Origin of the sequence: Winogradskyella luteola (assembly GCF_019203985.1) — a bacterium.
Classification (GTDB): Bacteria; Bacteroidota; Bacteroidia; order Flavobacteriales; family Flavobacteriaceae; genus Winogradskyella; species Winogradskyella luteola.
Genome location: NZ_JAGSPD010000004.1, coordinates 156,728 through 176,496, shown reverse-complemented (window position 1 = coordinate 176,496; position 19,769 = coordinate 156,728). Strand labels below are relative to the sequence as shown.

Below are 19,769 nucleotides of genomic sequence, written 5' to 3'. Positions count from 1 at the left end.
GCTTAAAATATTTTCTAAGCGGCCTTTATTACTAACTAAAAATATTACTTTACTACGACCTTCTTGGTCAGCACACCATTTTCCAGCGTATTTAACCTCATAATATAAGCTCCTGTACTTAAACCATTTACATCGTACTCATTGTAAGTACCTTGGTAAGCAACTGTTTTATAAACTGATTGACCCACAATGTTATAAAGCTCAAATGTTTTAATCTCAATACTATTAGGGTTCAGTACCACAATCTTGTCTCTTCCCATTGCATAGTAAAAGTTTAAATTTTCTAATGTTGAATCATTGATTGACAAACTCTCCGATTGCTCTTGGAATACGACTTCAAATCTATTTGCAAATTCTCCGGCTTCTGAAGAAAACTCAAATGGCTGGTCGCTTCTTAAATCATAATACTCGCCTGTGAGGTTATCTTTTATAAACATATCCTGATCTTCTGGTATGTTCTCAGTCTCTGTGAGCTTTATGGTATAGTTATACGTTCCTGAGGTTTTTAGATTTAATGGCACCACTTTATCCTCTGTTATTGCACTATATGCTTGTATGGTCATTAATTCGTCTCCCAATATCAAGTTTAAATCATCATCATATTCTTCTACATTTTTGGCATCATAACCATAGTCAAATCCATCTGACGTTTCTTCGCTGAAACCAAGTAACAATTCTCGTCTTGTTGCTGGTCCGTCTACAGAATTAAACTCTAAACGAAGTTTTTGCATTAAATTTTCTGTTGTAGTCTCAGCATTTGAAGCTATTACACTTCTAAAAAATACAGAGCCAGTATCATAAGACCCATCGGCATCTGATTCCTTGATGAATACACGTTGGCTATTTTTAAATACAATATCTCCACTATTTACAATTTCCGTCATAAAACCTTGTCCTACTGGCAAATATCTAGTAGGTGTTTTTGTACCATCTTGGTTACCATTGTTAGCGCCTTCTATACCTACAAACTGATAGGCTCTTGTCGCTCCTGTTTTGTTAACCTGGGCATAACCACCATTATATTCATTTAATATATGTGAAGCCCCACTCCATTGTTGCCAAAGCTGTATTGTACCATCGCTAACACCTGCATTGTCATCTATAAACTTATGCAAGTCTATGGCTGATGCATATGGGTTTCCTAATAAATAATCTGTTTTAGTGACTGCTGGTACGGAACCATTGCCTCCTATATCAGTAACTGGGACTATTATGGTGCCATTATTGGGTTTACCTTCAAATACATACTCCTGTTGTGAACCAACACCTGTACCCTTAGAAGTGTAACCTACACCTGGCTCTAATGCTGTATCTGGATTAAGAAATGCATAGTCGTAATAGGTTACTCCATTTATATAGGTGTATAACCAATACGTACTTATCTTTCCTTGTTCATCATATGCGCTCGTAAACTCAAAATTAGTACCATCTGGTTTTTTTAACATATCTAAACTGTAGCTAGAATTATTATCATTATTGCTACTCTTGTTATTATCTGATAATGTCGTCGCTCCCAAGCTACCAACCGGTGATGCCCAATAGTTGTACCAATACACACTTGAATTACCTTCTTGACGTCTCAGAACCTTCCCGGTAGAGGACGTTACCAAATCACTATTCTCAGTTTGTACTAATTGAGAATCCGCATTGAGATCTAATGTTCCATTAAGCTCTAAATACCAATTATTCTCTACCTTTTGATCGCCACTAATGGTCAGTTTTTTATTAGAATCTATAAGCAACCCAAGGTTGGTGTGAGAATTAGACGACGTAACGTTGTCTGCTATATTCACTATACTCCAAGCTTTGTTAGTAGAAGCGTCTTCGATATCCCATACTTCGCCATGCAACCAAGTACTTTGATTGCTCCAATCACCATTTGAACCTGTCTGATACGGCATTGGTGCAGTTTGCTCTTGCACAGTTGAAATATTATTGAGCTTTAAGGTTTTGTTATTACTTGAATAATCTGATGTGGTACTATTCTTAATATCTGTCATTGGATAATACGCCAATAGGTTTGACCAAGACAGTGTTTGTAAGGTTTTGGTATCCTTTATTGGTTTTGGTATCGTTTTCCCTTGTACAAGCCCACCTACGTTTTCTATTTCTTGATAAACCATTTGCTGTATTTGTTCATCGCTCAGTTCAGTGTTAAATACCCTAACTTCATCAATATTACCAGTAAAATATTGCTTGTTGCTCAAATTCCATGGAATTCTCCCTACTTCAAAATCCCCATTCCAAGAGCTGGGAGCTTGAATAGTTTTCCCTATTAAGCTGGTTAAAGTCAATTTTTTTTGTTCTTCACCATCAACATAAATTGTTTGTTCACCTGTTATATTTGAAAAAGTACCTGTAACATGATGCCACTCATCATAATTAATTTCAATTCCGTTAATTGCAGTTGTTCCTAGTTCTGTGCGGATGCCAAACATTAGTTTATTGCCATTTAGGGCATACAACCTACATGAGGTACCTTCTCCTGCAATTGTTGCACTAGAGTTACCCGCATTGGATGCATCTATCTTTACCCATGCCATGATAGTAAACGACCCTAAGCCTTGTATAAAACTATCCCCTTGTAAATAATCATCGACACCATCAAAATCTATGGTTGCATTAGCTGGTGGATTTGTATTGAATATATCTCGATAATCTAAATCACCGCCCGTGCCAGCATCACCATCCGCATCACCAAATGCGCTTACTAAATCTGAAAGTGTACCTGAAGAAACTTCGTCATTAGTATCAAAAGAAGAATTGTTACTGTCAAAGTTATTATCTAATCCATCAGCATCTGTATCTAAATTGGAAACCGTACTTAACTGTCCATTTTCTTGTATGTCAGGAATGCCATCGTTATCACTATCTGAGTCTAAATAATCTGGCGTACCGTCTTCATCTGTATCAACAGGAGTCATGCCTGTTCCGTAATTAGTCCAAAGTCCTCTGTAAGATCCAGAGGTATTAACAGTACCACTAGGTGCAATATATCCTAATGTACTTTGTATTTCTATATTATCTGGTATACCGTCATCGTCCGAATCGATATCAACTGGTGGTAAACATACAAAGCTATAAGCGAATGTATCCAGTCCGTGAGGTTCGTGAGTATTAATACCCATTTGTCCTGATACAACAATATGCTTAATTGAAACTTTACCAATACCTGTGTCTGCTGTTATACCAAAATTATTTTCAATATTCTGGCCTGAGTTTACCGACCCTTTTAAAATACCATCAGCATCATAAAGATTGATATTTCCTGTACCATCATCCCCCACAAATGTATCTCTATAATAACCAACTAGGTTATCATCTACATATATTTCGTATTGACTTATAACTCCGCCATCATAATTTGTATCGAATATATCAATTAGGTCAAAACTAAAAGAGCGTACTGGTGATGTGAAATTTATATTCACAGTATAATAATCGCCTGTTTGTGCGCCTGTTTCTGGATAAATATAAACTGCATGACCAGAATTACCAGACTTAAAATTACCAGCTGTAGTGGTTCTTAAAAGTGCAATTCTCGAAGAGCTTGTTCTTCGGTAATAGTTAGATTCAAAATCAATTGTTCCGTTTGCAAATGTACCAACACTTGTGTTGGCAGAACCTGCTGTCCATGAACTGCTTGGAAAGCTATAATCGCTAGAACCATTTAATACCGTTAACATTTCACCTTTAGAGTACACCTCTTCTTGAAACCCAGATTCTTGATACCCTAATCCATTGGTATTATTGGCAATTGAAAAAATCTTAAGTCCATTTTTTGTCCAACTAATAGCATCTCCTTGTGGAGAAGCACCTCCAGATATCGCTGTACAAACTGATGTATCAATAACACCATCATTATTATTATCTACATCGTATGCATCTAACACACCGTCATTATCAACATCTTGAGAAAAAGCCGAATGACATGTAATTACAACAAGTAATACAATTAAGAATTTGTAGTTTAAGTTCATAATTAAATCTTTTTATAGTTTGGGGCTATAGTTAATTATGCACCTAGATTAAATTTCTAATACAATGGATTTTTTAATGTAATGAATTTGAGACTTAGAGGGAGAATTGTAATAAATCTCTATAATGATATGAAACAATGATACTGATTCATGATAAGACCGCAAAGAAAAACGTTTTATTTTTTAGATAAAGTGCTTAATAAATCCGATAAAGTGATTTTTAGTAAATATCAAATTCAAAAAAATCCGTTTAAAAACACTTCATTTTCAGTGATTTACAACTCTATAAACAAAGATTTAATACAATATTTCAGAATTTCAAACTAAATAAACCTCACAAATTTTGAAAAATGAATACGAAATTCAACAGAAATGCTATAAAAAGCATCTCATTTACAGAAAGTTGAGACAATGAATTGGTTAAATCTCCAATTTTGAAAATCAATTGAAAATTTAACCCGCAAAATCTGAATGCTTTTTATAAAATCTCATTGTATTGAAACAAAAAAGGCCACCTAGTAGTTAAAGGTGACTTTATAAAATATTGTAATATATTATCGTTCTAAACCAAATATCCAACCAAGTCTTCAATCTTTGAAATCAGCTGAATTTTAATAGAAGTATCTTCAAGAGAAATTTTATTGTATTTAGATACAAAAATAGTGGAGAACCCTAATTTTTCTGCCTCCAAAATACGTTGTGCTACACGTTGCACTGGTCTTATCTCACCAGATAAACCAACTTCAGCAGCAAAACAATATTCACTTGGCAGTGCTACATCTTCATTGGAGGACAAAATAGAAGCAACAACCGCTAAGTCTATAGCTGGATCGTCTACAGTGATTCCGCCAGTAATATTTAAAAAGACATCTTTTGCTCCCAAACGGAAACCTGCACGTTTTTCTAAAACGGCCAAAAGCATATTTAATCGTTTGGCATTAAAACCTGTTGCAGAACGCTGAGGTGTTCCGTATACCGCTGTACTAACCAAGGCTTGTACCTCTATCATCAAAGGTCTTAAACCTTCTAAAGTGGCTGCGACTGCATTACCAGAAAGTTCACCGTCCTTTTCGGAAATTAATATTTCGGATGGGTTAGAGACTTCACGTAAACCAGAACCTTGCATCTCATAAATCCCCAACTCATTGGTAGAGCCAAATCTGTTTTTGTTTGCCCTCAGAATTCTAAATACGTGATTACGATCTCCTTCAAACTGTAAAACCGTATCGACCATATGTTCTAAAATTTTTGGCCCAGCAATATGACCATCTTTAGTGATATGCCCAATTAATAAAACTGGTGTAGATGTTTCCTTAGCAAATTTTATTAGTTCTGTGGTACATTCCTTTATCTGAGAAATACTACCAGCCGAAGATTCGATATAATCGCTATGTAAGGTTTGAATGGAATCTATTATAACCAAATCTGGATCCAAGTCTTCAATCTGCTTGAATATATGCTGTGTTTTGGTTTCTGTAAGAATATAGCAGTTATTACCATTAGGATTGATACGCTCTGCACGCATTTTTATCTGTCTTTGACTTTCCTCACCAGAAACATAAAGTGTTTTGTATTGAAGTTGTAATGCTATCTGAAGTAATAAAGTACTCTTGCCAATACCTGGCTCACCGCCCAAAAGTGTTAATGAACCTTGCACCATACCTCCACCAAGCACACGGTTAAACTCTGCATCTTTCATATTCAGCCGCGCCTCTTGAGAGTTGTCTATTTCGTTAACTTTTAGAGGTTTGGATACGCGTTTAGTGCTAGAGGATGAAAATTTCCAATCGCTTTTTTGAGGCTTCTGAATAACTTCTTCCGCAATGGTATTCCACGATTTACAAGACGTACATTGCCCTTGCCATTTGGCATATTGACTGCCGCAATTTTGACAAAAAAATGTTGTCTTTACCTTAGCCATAGTCTTATTATTGTGGATTAATTATCATCATTTTTCTTCGCTTCCTTTTTTGCTTTGGCTTCCGCTTTCTTCTCTTCTTTTTCTATTTTTCTTTTCTCTTTTTCAAGTTCCTTTTCGAGCTCACCCAATTCAATAGTTGAGCGAAGTTCCTCTAATTTAGACTCTATAAAATCATAAACAATAAGATCGGTCTCTTCAAGAGTTAAAGATGCTTCATACAGCTTAATAGCTTTTTTTATATCTTCTGCTTTTTCGGCATGTAAGGCTAGGTAATGATTGCCAAGAACAGATTCTGGATTTAACTTCTTAGCCAATTTTCCGATTTTTTCCAGAGATTCTAAATCACTTCGTTGTTCGGCAACTTTAACTGTTTTTTCAAACTCTTCTTCGGTTATAGGTTTTTTTATTCCAAATAGGTCTTCTATTCTATCATATCTATCTACCAGGTATTTGTCTAAAGTACCCTCATAGGATAAAACTTTTTCCTCTAACTCTTTTTCTCGAAGAGGTTGATACAATTGAAAAATTTTGTCAAAAGACTTTGCGATAGCTCCATTTACTAATGTGTAATGCGTATCGCCCTTAAAATCATCGAAATAATAAGTTAAATACTGATTTTTTACTTCTGAGATTTGAGAATTTGCACTTAAAACAGCGTCTCTTATATATGGTAAATCCTTGTCCGAAGTCGCCATGTAATAAAAGATATCGTCTTTAAAAAACTCTAAGCGTTTTCCTAGATAATCCCTAACTGTGCCCGCTAAATCAGGACTGATACATACATAAGCATTAAAAAGAGGATCTTCCTTAAATAGATAGGAGTTAATAAAATTACCCATTAAGTCGTGCCCAACAGCTACTCTAAATTTGCTTGTATTATACTTTCCGTCTAAATAAGGGATTAATTCTTGTGCCACAAAATTATGGAACCGCAAACCAGACTCTTTTGGTAAACCTGTAACCTCATCACAATACCCATCGTAACGTCGCTCGCTACCTTGTATTACGCCCACAATAATGGAACTTGGCATATCATCAAAATAAGTTTGAAAATGTACCTGACCAACTATGGGTTCAAACAAATAATCCCCATCAAAAACTATTATTAAAGGATACATAATCCCTGAAGAAGGGTCGTAATTTTTCGGTAACTTTATTTTTAATTGACGAACAGTGTTTAACTCGGATGAACTAATTTCGTCGTAAGTAATTTGTGCCGATAGCGGCAAGTACAAAACACAGACCAATAGTGTAAGAATAGTTTTTTTCATTTGTAAGTAGGTTTAATCCAAAGATTACTAAACATGTTAAAATACCTTTAAGTTACTAATTTTTCATTGCATCTTGAACTTCGTACATCTTATCGAGCATAATTTCTTTATCAATATATTGAGATGGCTCTAACAACAAGCCCGATTTATATTTTAATAATGCTTTCTTAAGGTTGCCATCTCTTTCGTGGAACATACCCATGTAATAAGCACTTAACATAGATCTTGGAAATTTCTCACTGACCAATATGGCTAATTTCTCTAAGGACTCTATATCGTCTTTTTTATTAGAAGCTGATGCTATTGCTCTAATATCGTTTTCGATTAACGTCTTCTCAAAACCATAAAAATAAGCCATGTTCTCATATTTCTTAATTAAATAATCATATGGAGAATCTTGAGAAGTCAATATTTTTTCTTTGTATTCTTCTCTACTTATAGGTTTATATAATTGAAAAATCTCATTAAGTGCCCTTGGAATTCCTCTACCAACCAATGAATAATGATTGGCATCATTAAAATTATCAAACATATAATTCAACTTTTCATTTTCAATGGATTTAAGTTTAGCATCGCAATCTATAATATCATTTCTTAGAGCCTTGAGGTCTGCATCTGCTGTTGCCATATAATAAAAGGTTTCTTGTTGTAAGACTGCTAGGCGTTCTTGCAATTTATTGACCATCTCTGGTACTAAATCTGGACTTAGACTTATAAATGCTCTAAATATTGGACTATCCTCAAACAAATAGTAATTAATAAAATTGGCTCCTAAGTCGTGCCCAATGATAATTTTAAAGCTTGATACTTTGTAGTTTTCCTCTACATAAGGCAGTAACTCAACATTTATAAAGTCATAAAAACCATTGTTTTCTTCCGTTACTGCAACTCCATCAATATTATTAATAAAGTCATCTTTTCTGGTATTTACTTGGTTTATCCCTACCACAATACAATCTGGTATACTCTCCCAATAAGCTTGGTAATCAATATTACCCGCAACAGGCTCAAAAAGATAATCCCCATCTAAAACAATTATTAATGGGTAAGTGGTCTCGGAATCAACACTGTAATTTCTTGGCAACTGAATTTTTAACTTGCGCTCACCACCAAGTTTATATGAGTCTAAGGTTTTATAAATTGCCTGTGCCTGAAGATTCAATGCCATTAAAAATAGAATGATAAGCGTGTAAAATTTCTTCATATTATTGATAGACTTAAAAGTTAAAGCAAGGTAAAAAATATTTCTATATGCTGTTTTTCTTTCTATTATAGATAGGTAAGTATATTAATGACAAACCACCTAAAACAATAATTACTAGAGTTTGTGTGGACCACATTATCCACCCAAACGCTCTACTCGGATCTTCTGGCATATTAAACAATGTAAATGCTATTACGATAGCCTCGGGAAATGACCCGATGCCCCCATTTGTAGCTGCGATACTAAAACTCGCCATAATAAACCCTATTAAAATAGCAGCCAAGGATATATCATTTAATTCTGGTAGTGCCAATGTTGTAAAGTAGAACATTGATAAATACATTACCCAAATAAACATTGTATGGAAAATAAAAGCCCATTTTTTCTTCATTTTAAAAATGCTCAGAGCACCTTCTACCAAACCATTCACAAAGCTTTTAACCTTCAAGGCAAATTTTGAAGCACTACTCTTAATAAAAAAGTACAATCCCAAAATTACCATCAACAAAACTACTATACCAATCAACAGTGTTAATGGATTAAATTTTTCTATAAAAAAACTATATATGAATTCAAACTCTAAAATGAGTGCCACTCCTATTATTATAAGTAACATTATAGTATCTGCCACACGCTCAGCCACAATGGAACCAAAACCTTTATCAAAAGGCACATCTTCATAATTTGTCAAAATAGAAGCTCTGGCAATCTCACCTGCCCGAGGAATCGTAAAATTGATTAAATATGCAGAGTACACAGCCATAAAACTATTGACAAACTTGGGTTTATACCCCAACGGTTCTGCCATAAACAACCATCTGTACGCTCTCGATGCATGACTTAGAACGCCCAAACTCACCCCAAGTACAATCCAAAAGTAGTCCGCATCCTTAAAATACTGAACCAATTTAGAAACTGAAATTTGCGATAGAGAGTACCATACCAAAGCAACTCCTAAGAGTAAGGGTAAAACAACTTTTAGGATGGATTTTGGTTTGCTCAAAAGTTTATTTTAGAAGATTGTTAGCTTCATTCGGAAATACTAACGAGGGTTTAAATACTTTAGCCTCTTCGATATCCACAAAGGCATAAGTGATTAAAATTAAAATATCACCAACGGCAACTTTTCTTGCAGCTGCTCCATTTAAAGTAATTTCCCCACTCTTACGAGGTCCGGGAATACAATAGGTTTCCAGACGTTCACCATTATTGTTATTTACAATCTGAACTTTCTCGCCCTGTATAATATTAGCAGCGTCCATTAAATCTTCATCGATAGTTATACTACCAATGTAGTTAAGGTCTGCCCCTGTGCATTTAACACGATGTATCTTAGATTTTACAACTTGAATTTGCATGCTACAAAGATAATTAATTTAATGCGATATTGTCTATAAGTCTTACATCGCCTGCATATGCAGCTATAAAAGCTCTATATGTCTTTTTTGTTGATTTTCGTTTTACTGGCTTTAAGGTTTCTACATCAGCGATAATAAAATATTCCAACTCTAAGAGTGGTTGTTTTTTAAATTGCTTCTTAACCCATTCCGATACAGTTTTAGCACTTTTTGTGCCAAACTTTGTTTTGGCAGTTTTTAAGGTTTTGTAGATAAATGGGGCAACTTCCCTATACTCTGGAGTCAGTCTTGTATTTCTTGAGCTCATTGCCAATCCATCTTCAGCCCTGTAAATAGGACAACCTATAACTTTTACAGATATATCGTGCAACTGCACCATTTTTTTTATAATCTGCAATTGCTGAAAATCCTTTTCGCCAAAGTAAGCTTTGTTGGGCATTACAATTTCAAACAAACGCTTCACAATTGTGCCAACCCCATCAAAATGACCATCCCTAAAGGCACCTTCCATTTCATGTTCCAAACCATCAAAAGTAAAAGATTGCGAGACAACATTATCACTATAAATATCCTTAACTGTTGGTGCATAAACTATAATCGTTTTGTCGCTGATGGTTTCTAAAAGCGACACATCTGCATCTAATGTTCTTGGGTATTTATCCAAATCGTTTTGGTTGTCGAATTGAGTCGGGTTTACAAAAATACTCACAACAGCTATGTCGTTTTCACTCAGTCCTTTTTCTACCAAAGACAAATGCCCGTTATGAAGCGCACCCATAGTTGGGACAAAACCAATGCTACTTCCTTTGGCTTTTAAGGTCTCAACATGTTGAGACAATTTGGTTTTATTATAAAATATTTTCAATACTCTAACAAAAAATTAACGCGTGCAAACATAATATTTTACTGGCAATCTGCACAAATTTTTGTAATTTTGCATGTTTTTACTCTTAATTTTCAAAAGCAGTTGATTTATGAAAGATAAACGAATATTGTATGTGTCCTCGGAAGTAGTTCCATATTTACCCGAAACGGAAATTTCTTCAATGTCATTTGAAGCTCCAAGAATGGTAAACAAACAAGGAGGTCAGATACGCATTTTTATGCCGCGCTTTGGCAATATTAATGAGAGGAGACATCAGCTACATGAGGTTATACGACTTTCTGGTATCAACTTGATAATTAACGATTTAGACATGCCCTTAATCATTAAGGTAGCGTCGATTCCTAAAGAACGTATTCAGGTTTATTTTATTGATAATGAAGAGTATTTTAAGCGTAAAGCCACTTTAACAGATGAAGATGGTAAACTTTTTTCAGACAATGACGAACGTGCCATATTCTTCGCCAAAGGAGTAATTGAAACCGTAAAAAAACTGAATTGGGCTCCAGACATTATACATGTTAATGGTTGGCTGGCTTCATTACTGCCATTATACTTAAAAGAGTTTTACAAAACCGAGCCTTTATTTACTGAAAGTAAAATTGTAACTTCTGTATACAATCAAACCTTTGAAGGTTCGTTAAATAAGAACATGATTGAAAAAGTAAAATTTGACGGTTTAGCAGACGATGCCATAAAACCATTAGAAAAACCAGATTACATCAATCTAATGAAAATAGCTATAGATAACTCTGATGCTATTATTAGAGGATCAGAAGTATTGCCTAAAGAATTAGATACTTATATAGATGATGTAACCAAACCTGTTTTAGATTTTTATCCCATTGAAGAATTTGCAGACCCATATACAGAATTTTATAAAGACACTGTTCTTAACAGTTAAGACACCTATGAAAAAGAATAAAATTGCCCTTCAAATTTTTGCATTCGCACTTATTATATCTAGCTTTATAGCCTGCGATAAAGATTTTTCCACACTAGATTCTGATATCATAAATGATGATATTGCTACAAATTTCGACATAGAAAATGATATTTACGATGTCATTACATATACAGAAACACTTGGGCCAGTTCAAACAAATGGTATTGGCTTTAATACCTTAGGAATCTATGACGATGCTTACGGTAGAGTAACATCTAGTTTTGTGGCTCAGCCTACATTATCAACTTTCGACCCAGAATTTGGAGAGGAAATTGTAGTTGACTCTGTAGTCTTAACACTTCCTTATCAATTTACTGTGACTGCTATTGACGATGATGGAAATATTACATACGATATTGATTCTGTAATAGGTAGAGAACCAATTAAGCTTAGTATTTTTGAAAGCAATTATTTTATTAGGGATTTTGACCCTAATGATAACTTTGGGGCAAGTCAACCCTATTTTTCAAATAAATCAGCTTCAGAAACAGAAACCATATCTGATGCTGCTTTAGAAGGACAAGAGCTAGTCGTTATACCTAACCCAACAGAAGTCAACCACGTAACACTCGATGACGAAGGCAATGTAACTATTAATGAAGAAGGTTTTATTTTGTTAGGTGAAGAGCCTGAAGGTGAAGACGAAGAACAATTGGTTACAAGGCAATCACCAGGCATAAGACTTAAGCTAGAAACGACATATTGGGAAAACAAAATTTTAAGCCAAGAAGGAGAAACAGTTTTAAGCAGTGCCAATAATTTTTCGGAATATTTTAGAGGGCTTTACTTTAAAGCCGAAGCGAATAACATGGATAATGGCAGCTTCTTATTTCTCAATACAACCGCTGCAGCTTCTAATGTCACAATTTATTATTCTAGGCTTACAACGTCTACTACAGATGATGACGACACAAGAGAAAATGTATCTTTTGTTATTAACCTCAACGGGAATGACATTAATTTCCTAGAAAATGCGTTTACGCTTCCAATCAATGATGGTGACCCAGATACTGGTGATAGTCGACTATATCTAAAAGGTGGTGAAGGCTCTATTGCAAATATTAAATTATTCAATGGAGATGATATTGATATTGAAAATGATAACACCTTTGATGATTGGAAAAATACGTTTGTTGAAACTACAAGCGATGGAAAATTTGTACGCTCTAAGCGTTTGGTCAACGAAGCCAACTTAGTCTTTTACGTAGACCAAAGTATACTCCAAGGGGGAGAACCAGATCGTATATATCTGTATGATGTAGATAATAAAGTACCGTTGGTAGATTATTTTTTAGACGGAGTTAACAATAGCTTACCTTTATCCTCGATTTCAAATCATCTTGGGCCGTTACAACGTGTTAATGATGAACCTGATGGAAATGGTATTAAATATAAATTGAAAATCACTGAGCACATTAACAATTTGCTAATAAGAGATTCTACCAATGTTAAGTTGGGACTAGCAGTTTCATTAAATGTCAATATCGAAGGATCGGGCATACAAAGGCAAGTGCAATCGATGGAAGATACAGATTTTACAGTTCCAATCAGTTCGGTATTAACACCAAGAGGTACTGTTTTGCATGGCAACAATACAGAAGATGAAAGTAAAAAAGTATATCTAGAGATATATTATACAGAACCAAACGACTAAAAAAATCAACCCATGTGTGGAATTGTTGGATATATAGGTCATCGTGATGCCTATCCTATTATAATTAAAGGACTTCAAAGGTTAGAATATCGTGGTTATGACAGTGCAGGTATTGCTCTGTATGACGGTAACGATATAAAACTCTCCAAAACCAAAGGCAAAGTCTCTGACTTAAAAGAACGTTTAGAAAATGAAATTTCAATAGACGGAACTCTAGGCATTGGTCATACAAGATGGGCTACGCATGGTGTTCCTAATGATGTAAATTCGCACCCGCACTACTCTAATTCGGGAGATTTAGTCATTATCCATAACGGAATAATTGAAAACTACGATGCCTTAAAAAAGGAACTTATCAAACGTGGGTATACTTTTAAATCAGATACAGACACAGAAGTATTAGTTAACCTAATTGAAGATGTAAAGAAAAACGAAAACATCAAACTAGGTAAGGCTGTGCAGATTGCTTTAAATCAAGTGGTAGGTGCTTATGCTATTGCCGTTTTTGATAATAATAAACCCAACGAAATTGTTGTAGCTAAACTAGGCAGTCCATTAGCTATCGGTATTGGTGAGGATGAATTCTTTATCGCCAGTGACGCTTCACCTTTTATCGAATTTACCAAAAACGCTATTTATCTCGAAGATGAGGAAATGGCAATTATTAGACGCAATAAGGGTGTTAAAGTAAGAAAGATTAAGAATGATGCTTTGGTAGATCCTTATATTCAAGAGCTTCAGCTTAACCTAGAACAGATTGAAAAAGGTGGTTACGACCACTTTATGCTCAAGGAAATACACGAACAGCCAGAAGCTATATTCGATACCTTTAGGGGGCGCTTACTGAGTAATGAGGCTATGATAAAACTTGCTGGTGTTGAGGATAACATGAAAAAGTTCCTCGCGGCAGATCGTATAATTGTAGTTGCTTGTGGTACATCTTGGCATGCAGGCTTAGTTTCAGAATATATTTTTGAAGATTTAGCACGCATACCGGTTGAAGTAGAATATGCTTCAGAGTTTAGATATAGAAATCCTGTTATTACAGAAAAAGATATTGTAATAGCTATTTCCCAGTCTGGCGAAACAGCAGATACACTAGCTGCTATTAAGTTGGCTAAATCAAAAGGCGCATTTGTTTTTGGTGTTTGTAATGTTGTTGGATCTTCCATTGCAAGAGAAACCGATGCTGGAGCCTACACACATGCTGGGCCAGAAATTGGTGTTGCATCCACAAAAGCATTTACAACTCAAATTACGGTTCTAACTTTAATGGCTTTACGCTTAGCGAGGGCTAAAGGAACCCTATCGAGTTCAGAGTTTAGACATCATTTAATTGAACTAGAAACAATTCCTAGTAAAGTTGAAGAAGCATTAAAATCAGATGCATACGTTCAAACTGTAGCGGACATATATAAATACGCTACAAACTTTTTGTATTTAGGTCGAGGATTTAATTTTCCTGTGGCCCTAGAAGGCGCATTGAAATTAAAAGAGATTTCATATATCCACGCTGAAGGCTATCCTGCGGCAGAAATGAAACATGGCCCTATTGCATTGATTGACGAGCAGATGCCCGTAGTTGTTATCGCTACTAAAAAGGGACATTACGAAAAAGTGGTAAGCAATATCCAAGAGATAAAATCTAGAAAAGGTAAAATCATTGGTATTGTTACCAAAGGTGATGTAAGTGTAAAAGAATTAGCCGATCATGTCATTGAAGTCCCTGAGACTCTAGAGTGTCTTACACCATTGTTAACTACAATTCCTCTACAATTATTATCTTATCATATTGCAGTAATGTTAGACAAAAATGTAGATCAACCAAGAAATTTAGCTAAATCGGTTACCGTAGAGTAAATAACAAAAAAATTATTATACTTAAAAGCCCTTATATTGAGAATTTATCAATGTAAGGGCTTTTCTTATCCCAAATATTCTTATGCACGCATAATTTTATGAGAATTTGTTATCAACTTTTCATATATTTATTTAAATTGCTCATCTAATAAATTAACTAATTCTCTAAAATGAAGACAATCTTAAAGCTTTTTACAATGCTTTTTTGCGTGGTGTCGTTTGCCCAAACCACGATAAAAGGTAAAATTACAGACAATACAGGATTACCCTTGCCTGGTGCAAATATTGTAGTGGTAGGCACTAGTTCTGGCACAGTATCAGATTTTGATGGTAACTATACTATAACTATAGATCGGGAGCCTCCTCTATCTATTCGTATAACCTACACTGGGTTTCAAGAACAGATCATTGAGATTACAACAAATGATCAAACCGTTGATGTTACCATGATAGAAGGTAATGAGTTGGATGAAATAGTCATTTCGGCATCTCGTACACCTGAACGTATTTTCGAATCTCCTGTTACGGTAGAAAGATTTGGTCTCAAATCTATTAAAAATACAGCATCAGCTGATTTTTATGGTGGTTTAGAAAATTTAAAAGGCGTAGATATTAACACCAATAGTTTAACTTTTAAGTCTATCAATACAAGAGGATTTGCCACATTTGCTAATACCCGTTTTATGCAATTAGTAGATGGTATGGATAACTCGGCACCGGCACTTAATTTCCCTTTAGGAAACCTATTAGGTATGGTAGAGACTGATGTACAAAGTGTAGAGCTTTTACCTGGTGCGTCATCCGCACTTTACGGTGCAAATGCCTTTAATGGAATATTATTTATGACCAGTAAAAACCCTTTTGACCATCAAGGAGTTAGAGGATATATTAAGCAAGGTATAACATCTCAAGAAGCAGCCGGTGACAATAGTTACACAGATTTAGGTATAAGTATGGCTCATAAATTCAGCGATAAATTTGCAGCAAAAGTCAACTTTGGTTATCTAAAAGGAACAGATTGGTTTGCAACAAACTATGACGATAAAAATATGCCAGGTGGTACAAGAGAATCAAATATAAACTACAATGGTGTCAACGTTTACGGTGATGAAGTTACCACAAACATACGAGAAGCTTCAGGAGGTTTAAGTATCATTCCAGATGTCAACGTGAGTAGAACTGGTTATCTAGAATCTGACTTAACTGATTATGACGCTGAAAGTATTAAAGCAGATTGGGGCTTATATTTCCGTCCTTGGGGAAATGATTTCGAAATTCAATATGTTGGGAAAGTGGGTACAGGTTCAACCATTTACCAAGGCGCACAACGTTATAGAATAGATGGTTTCTCATTACAACAACACAAAATAGAAGTAAGAAATAATGATTTCTTTGTTAGAGGTTACGTCACTTCAGATAAAGCAGGAGATACTTATGTTATGGACGTTTTAGGACCAAACCTATTAAATGCATGGAAATCTCATCGGGATTGGTTTGGTGATTATATTCAAACCTATGCTGGCGCAACGTTAGGCGGGGCAACAGATGCAGAAGCACATGCTGCTGCTAGAGTTGCTGCTGAAACAGGAAGACCAGAAGAAGGATCTGAAGAGTTTAATCGTCTTTTAGATCAAGTAACTTCAGACACTAATTTTTTAACAGGTGCTGGATTTAGAGACAATTCGAAAATCTATCACGGTGATGCTAATTATAATTTCGGTGAAACATTTGATTTTGCAGAGGTACAAGTAGGTGGCTCTTACAGGACATATAGATTAAATTCCTTTGGAACTATTTATGCAGATGCTAATGGCCCTATTACCTATTCGGAATTAGGTATTTATACTCAGTTACAACGTACCTTAGAATTAAATGAAAATTTAGAACTTAAGTTAACAGGATCAATTAGATATGATAAGTCTGAGTTATTTGATGGATTTTTCTCGCCAAGAATTTCAGCAGGTTTAACGGTTAACGAAAACCACAACTTTAGAGCATCTTATCAAACAGGGTTTAGAAATCCAGACACACAAGCGTTGTATATAGGTTTACAAACCAATGCAGGTACATTAATTGGTGGTGCTACAGATATTGGAGATAGATATGAGAGAAGTGTTCCTGTAAGTCAGTTCGCGCAAAACAATTTTGGACTACCATCTGCAATTGTTCAAAATGGCGCAGCGGCGTATACCAACTCCTTATTTTCTTCTATTGCAGGTGACTTAGGGTCGCATGACCCTGCTAATGACGGTAGTCAATTTATAGGTAACTCTAACTTTGTTGATCCTGAACAAGTAAGTTCATTTGAAGTGGGTTATCGTGGTAAAATAAATGACTTTATTATTGACGCATCAGCGTACTATAGCACTTATAACGACTTTTTAGCGAATGAAAATGTAGTAGCACCACTTTATGGTGATGTTTCAAATTTTGATCTTACAGGCTATGATCCTAATAACCCAGCATCTGTAGCAGGTTTAAATGCTGATACACAACAAATTTTGGCCGCATTACAAAATGATGATTTTGTTGGTTATCAAACTTACACCAATACCGAAGAAACCGTAAACTCATATGGGGCAGCTATAGGGGTAACAACAAAAGTATTTGATGGTTTTGATTTAAGTGCAAACTACACATGGTCTAGATTAGATTTTGATGTGGCAGGAAACCCAGATTTTCAAACCAATTTTAACACTCCAGAGCATAAAGTAAAATTAGGCTTTGGTAAAACAGAATTGTTTAAAAATGTAGGATTTAATGTGGCTTGGCGTTGGAGCGATCATTATTTTTGGGAAGCATCTTTTGGTAGTGGTGAAATACCAGCATTTAATGTGTTAGACGCACAAGTTAACTTTAGAGTTCCAAGTTTAAAATCGACCATTAAATTAGGAGCCACTAATTTATTAGCCGACGAATACTTTACGGCATTTGGAACAGGTTTTATAGGATCTCAATATTATGCGTCTTTAACTATCAACAATCTTTAAAAAAATTAAGCAATGAAAACTATAAAGTATATAATTTTATCAATGCTCACGCTAAGTTTCTTTGCGTGTGAAAACGAGGAATTAGACGAACTAAGAGACAGAAACAGCGAAGATGATGAAGTTGTTTTACCCGAACTAACAGCTGGTACTGCAGACTTTTCTAATTATGTCGCTGTTGGAGCATCTTTTACTGCTGGGTTCACCGATAATGGACTTTTTATCGCATCTCAAGAAAATTCATTCCCTAACATTATAGCAAATCAGTTTGCCAATGTTGGTGGAGGTACATTTAATCAACCTTTAATGAATGACAATTTTGGAGGTCTTATTTTAGGAGGAAATCCCGTTATAGATCCTATGTCTGGAGAACGTCTTTTTGAAGAACGATTAGTTTTTGGTGGTGCTGGACCAGTACCGCTACAAGCTGTAAACCCTGCGGCAATGTCTACCACAGATTTTGCTCTAAATAATCCAACTGGGCCATTTAACAACTTAGGTATCCCTGGCGCTAAGAGTTTTCATTTGATAGCACCAGGTTATGGCAACCTAGGAAATTTTCCAGCAGCTGCAAATCCTTATGCTATCAGGGTTACAGGAAATGCACCTAACGCTTCTATTTTAGAATTAGCTGTGGCTCAGAACCCTACATTTTTTACATTATCAGAAATAGGTGGTAATGATGTTTTAGGTTATGCCACTTCTGGTGGTGACGGCAGCAATTCTATTACAGATACTGCTACATTTGATTTTGCATTAAATACCTTAATAAATAGCTTAACAGCTAATGGTGCAAAAGGGGCAATTGGAAATTTACCAAACATTACCAGTTTACCACACTTTACCACAGTACCTCACAACCCTGTTCCATTAGATGCTGCAACAGCTGGCTTCTTAAATAGTGCCGCAGCCTATGGAGCATATAATGCTGGTATAGTACAAGCATTTGCATTCTTAGTTGCTAATACACCAATGACACAAGAAATGGCAGATACTGAAATAGAAAAAAGAACCATCTCATTTGCTGCTGGTGAAGGAAATGCCGTTGTTATTTTCGATGAGAGCTTAACGGACTTAACAGCTATCAACCCCGCATTAGTTAGTATGCGCCAAGCAACCGAAGATGATTTAATTGTATTACCTGCTTCAAGTTTTATTGGTACTGAAGCAGTACCAGGGAATCCACAAACCGTCAATGGAGTTGCAATTCCTTTAGAAGATAAATGGGTTTTAACACCTGAAGAGCAAGACGAAATTACTGTAGCAACACAAGCTTATAACGCAAGTATATTAGCTGCTGCAAGTGCTAATGGTTTAGCCTTGGTAGATTTAAATTCTATTTTAGAACAAGCCTCAACAATGGGTATTGTTTTTGATGAATTCAACCTTAACACAGATTTGGTATTCGGTGGTTTAGTTAGTTTAGATGGCATACATTTAACAGCAAGAGGTTATGCCTTAATGGCCAATAGCTTTTTAGAAGCAATTGATGCCACTTATGGCTCTAATTTTGTTGCTTCTGGAAACGTTGCTAAAGCTGGTGAATTCCCAACAAATTATTCGCCTGCATTACAATAAAAAGATTTGTAAATTATCAATAGAAACACGCTTTTATAAGGCGTGTTTTTTTTATTCAAAAAAGCATACTTTTTTTAAATAAAACTCTATCTTTGCAGCGCAAAAAACCAAGGGTTTTTTCATATTC

The 19,769-nt window shown here is 35.3% G+C and carries 12 protein-coding genes; 5 read left to right on the top strand and 7 right to left on the bottom strand.

Going from position 1 to position 19,769, the window contains the following annotated elements:
* Positions 1-44 precede the first annotated feature (44 nt).
* The 7 genes from KCG49_RS06540 to panC all read right to left on the bottom strand — a co-directional run bounded on the left by KCG49_RS06540 (position 45) and on the right by panC (position 10,599).
* Complete coding sequence (locus tag KCG49_RS06540; protein WP_218545384.1) at positions 45-3,980, bottom strand: DUF8693 domain-containing protein; 3,936 nt, start codon at positions 3,978-3,980, stop codon at positions 45-47.
* 562 nt (positions 3,981-4,542) lie between these two features.
* Positions 4,543-5,901, bottom strand: coding sequence for a DNA repair protein RadA (gene radA / locus KCG49_RS06535; protein WP_218545383.1), 1,359 nt, complete (start codon positions 5,899-5,901; stop codon positions 4,543-4,545).
* A 17-nt stretch (positions 5,902-5,918) separates the two neighbouring features.
* On the bottom strand, positions 5,919-7,172 hold the full coding sequence (locus KCG49_RS06530; RefSeq protein WP_218545382.1) for an alpha/beta hydrolase: 1,254 nt from the start codon (positions 7,170-7,172) through the stop codon (positions 5,919-5,921).
* A gap of 55 nt (positions 7,173-7,227) precedes the next feature.
* Positions 7,228-8,376 carry an alpha/beta hydrolase gene (locus KCG49_RS06525; RefSeq protein ID WP_218545381.1) on the bottom strand — a complete coding sequence of 383 codons (1,149 nt, stop codon included), beginning with the start codon at positions 8,374-8,376 and terminating at the stop codon, positions 7,228-7,230.
* A gap of 43 nt (positions 8,377-8,419) precedes the next feature.
* The gene (locus tag KCG49_RS06520; protein WP_218545380.1) at positions 8,420-9,379 is read right to left on the bottom strand and encodes a lysylphosphatidylglycerol synthase transmembrane domain-containing protein; all 960 of its coding nucleotides are present in this window, start codon (positions 9,377-9,379) and stop codon (positions 8,420-8,422) included.
* A 4-nt stretch (positions 9,380-9,383) separates the two neighbouring features.
* Entirely contained in the window at positions 9,384-9,734 is a 351-nt protein-coding gene (gene panD, locus KCG49_RS06515) for an aspartate 1-decarboxylase (RefSeq protein WP_218545379.1), read from the bottom strand.
* A 13-nt stretch (positions 9,735-9,747) separates the two neighbouring features.
* On the bottom strand, positions 9,748-10,599 hold the full coding sequence (gene panC / locus KCG49_RS06510; RefSeq protein WP_218545378.1) for a pantoate--beta-alanine ligase: 852 nt from the start codon (positions 10,597-10,599) through the stop codon (positions 9,748-9,750).
* Between the two features lie 109 nt (positions 10,600-10,708).
* Here panC and KCG49_RS06505 point away from each other — a divergent pair, with 109 nt between their 5' ends.
* The 5 genes from KCG49_RS06505 to KCG49_RS06485 all read left to right on the top strand — a co-directional run bounded on the left by KCG49_RS06505 (position 10,709) and on the right by KCG49_RS06485 (position 19,642).
* On the top strand, positions 10,709-11,521 hold the full coding sequence (locus tag KCG49_RS06505; protein WP_218545377.1) for a glycogen/starch synthase: 813 nt from the start codon (positions 10,709-10,711) through the stop codon (positions 11,519-11,521).
* Positions 11,522-11,528: 7 nt separating this feature from the next.
* A complete protein-coding gene (bamH, locus tag KCG49_RS06500) occupies positions 11,529-13,217 on the top strand; it encodes a BamH family beta-barrel-assembly machinery protein (protein WP_218545376.1) in 1,689 nt (562 codons plus the stop codon).
* 12 nt (positions 13,218-13,229) lie between these two features.
* Complete coding sequence (gene glmS, locus KCG49_RS06495; RefSeq protein WP_218545375.1) at positions 13,230-15,077, top strand: glutamine--fructose-6-phosphate transaminase (isomerizing); 1,848 nt, start codon at positions 13,230-13,232, stop codon at positions 15,075-15,077.
* A gap of 170 nt (positions 15,078-15,247) precedes the next feature.
* Positions 15,248-18,067 (top strand): TonB-dependent receptor domain-containing protein, encoded by a 2,820-nt coding sequence (locus tag KCG49_RS06490; RefSeq protein WP_218545374.1) that lies wholly within the window; start codon positions 15,248-15,250, stop codon positions 18,065-18,067.
* A 12-nt stretch (positions 18,068-18,079) separates the two neighbouring features.
* On the top strand, positions 18,080-19,642 hold the full coding sequence (locus KCG49_RS06485; protein WP_218545373.1) for an SGNH/GDSL hydrolase family protein: 1,563 nt from the start codon (positions 18,080-18,082) through the stop codon (positions 19,640-19,642).
* Positions 19,643-19,769: the final 127 nt, after the last annotated feature.

What these genes read in the sequence shown, in the direction of transcription:
- KCG49_RS06485 (WP_218545373.1), top strand. Translation starts at nt 18,080, where the DNA reads ATGAAAACTATAAAGTATATAATTTTATCAATGCTCACGCTAAGTTTC.
- KCG49_RS06525 (WP_218545381.1), bottom strand. Translation starts at nt 8,376, where the DNA reads ATGAAGAAATTTTACACGCTTATCATTCTATTTTTAATGGCATTGAAT.
- KCG49_RS06505 (WP_218545377.1), top strand. Translation starts at nt 10,709, where the DNA reads ATGAAAGATAAACGAATATTGTATGTGTCCTCGGAAGTAGTTCCATAT.
- glmS (WP_218545375.1), top strand. Translation starts at nt 13,230, where the DNA reads ATGTGTGGAATTGTTGGATATATAGGTCATCGTGATGCCTATCCTATT.
- KCG49_RS06530 (WP_218545382.1), bottom strand. Translation starts at nt 7,172, where the DNA reads ATGAAAAAAACTATTCTTACACTATTGGTCTGTGTTTTGTACTTGCCG.
- KCG49_RS06490 (WP_218545374.1), top strand. Translation starts at nt 15,248, where the DNA reads ATGAAGACAATCTTAAAGCTTTTTACAATGCTTTTTTGCGTGGTGTCG.
- radA (WP_218545383.1), bottom strand. Translation starts at nt 5,901, where the DNA reads ATGGCTAAGGTAAAGACAACATTTTTTTGTCAAAATTGCGGCAGTCAA.
- panD (WP_218545379.1), bottom strand. Translation starts at nt 9,734, where the DNA reads ATGCAAATTCAAGTTGTAAAATCTAAGATACATCGTGTTAAATGCACA.
- KCG49_RS06540 (WP_218545384.1), bottom strand. Translation starts at nt 3,980, where the DNA reads ATGAACTTAAACTACAAATTCTTAATTGTATTACTTGTTGTAATTACA.
- bamH (WP_218545376.1), top strand. Translation starts at nt 11,529, where the DNA reads ATGAAAAAGAATAAAATTGCCCTTCAAATTTTTGCATTCGCACTTATT.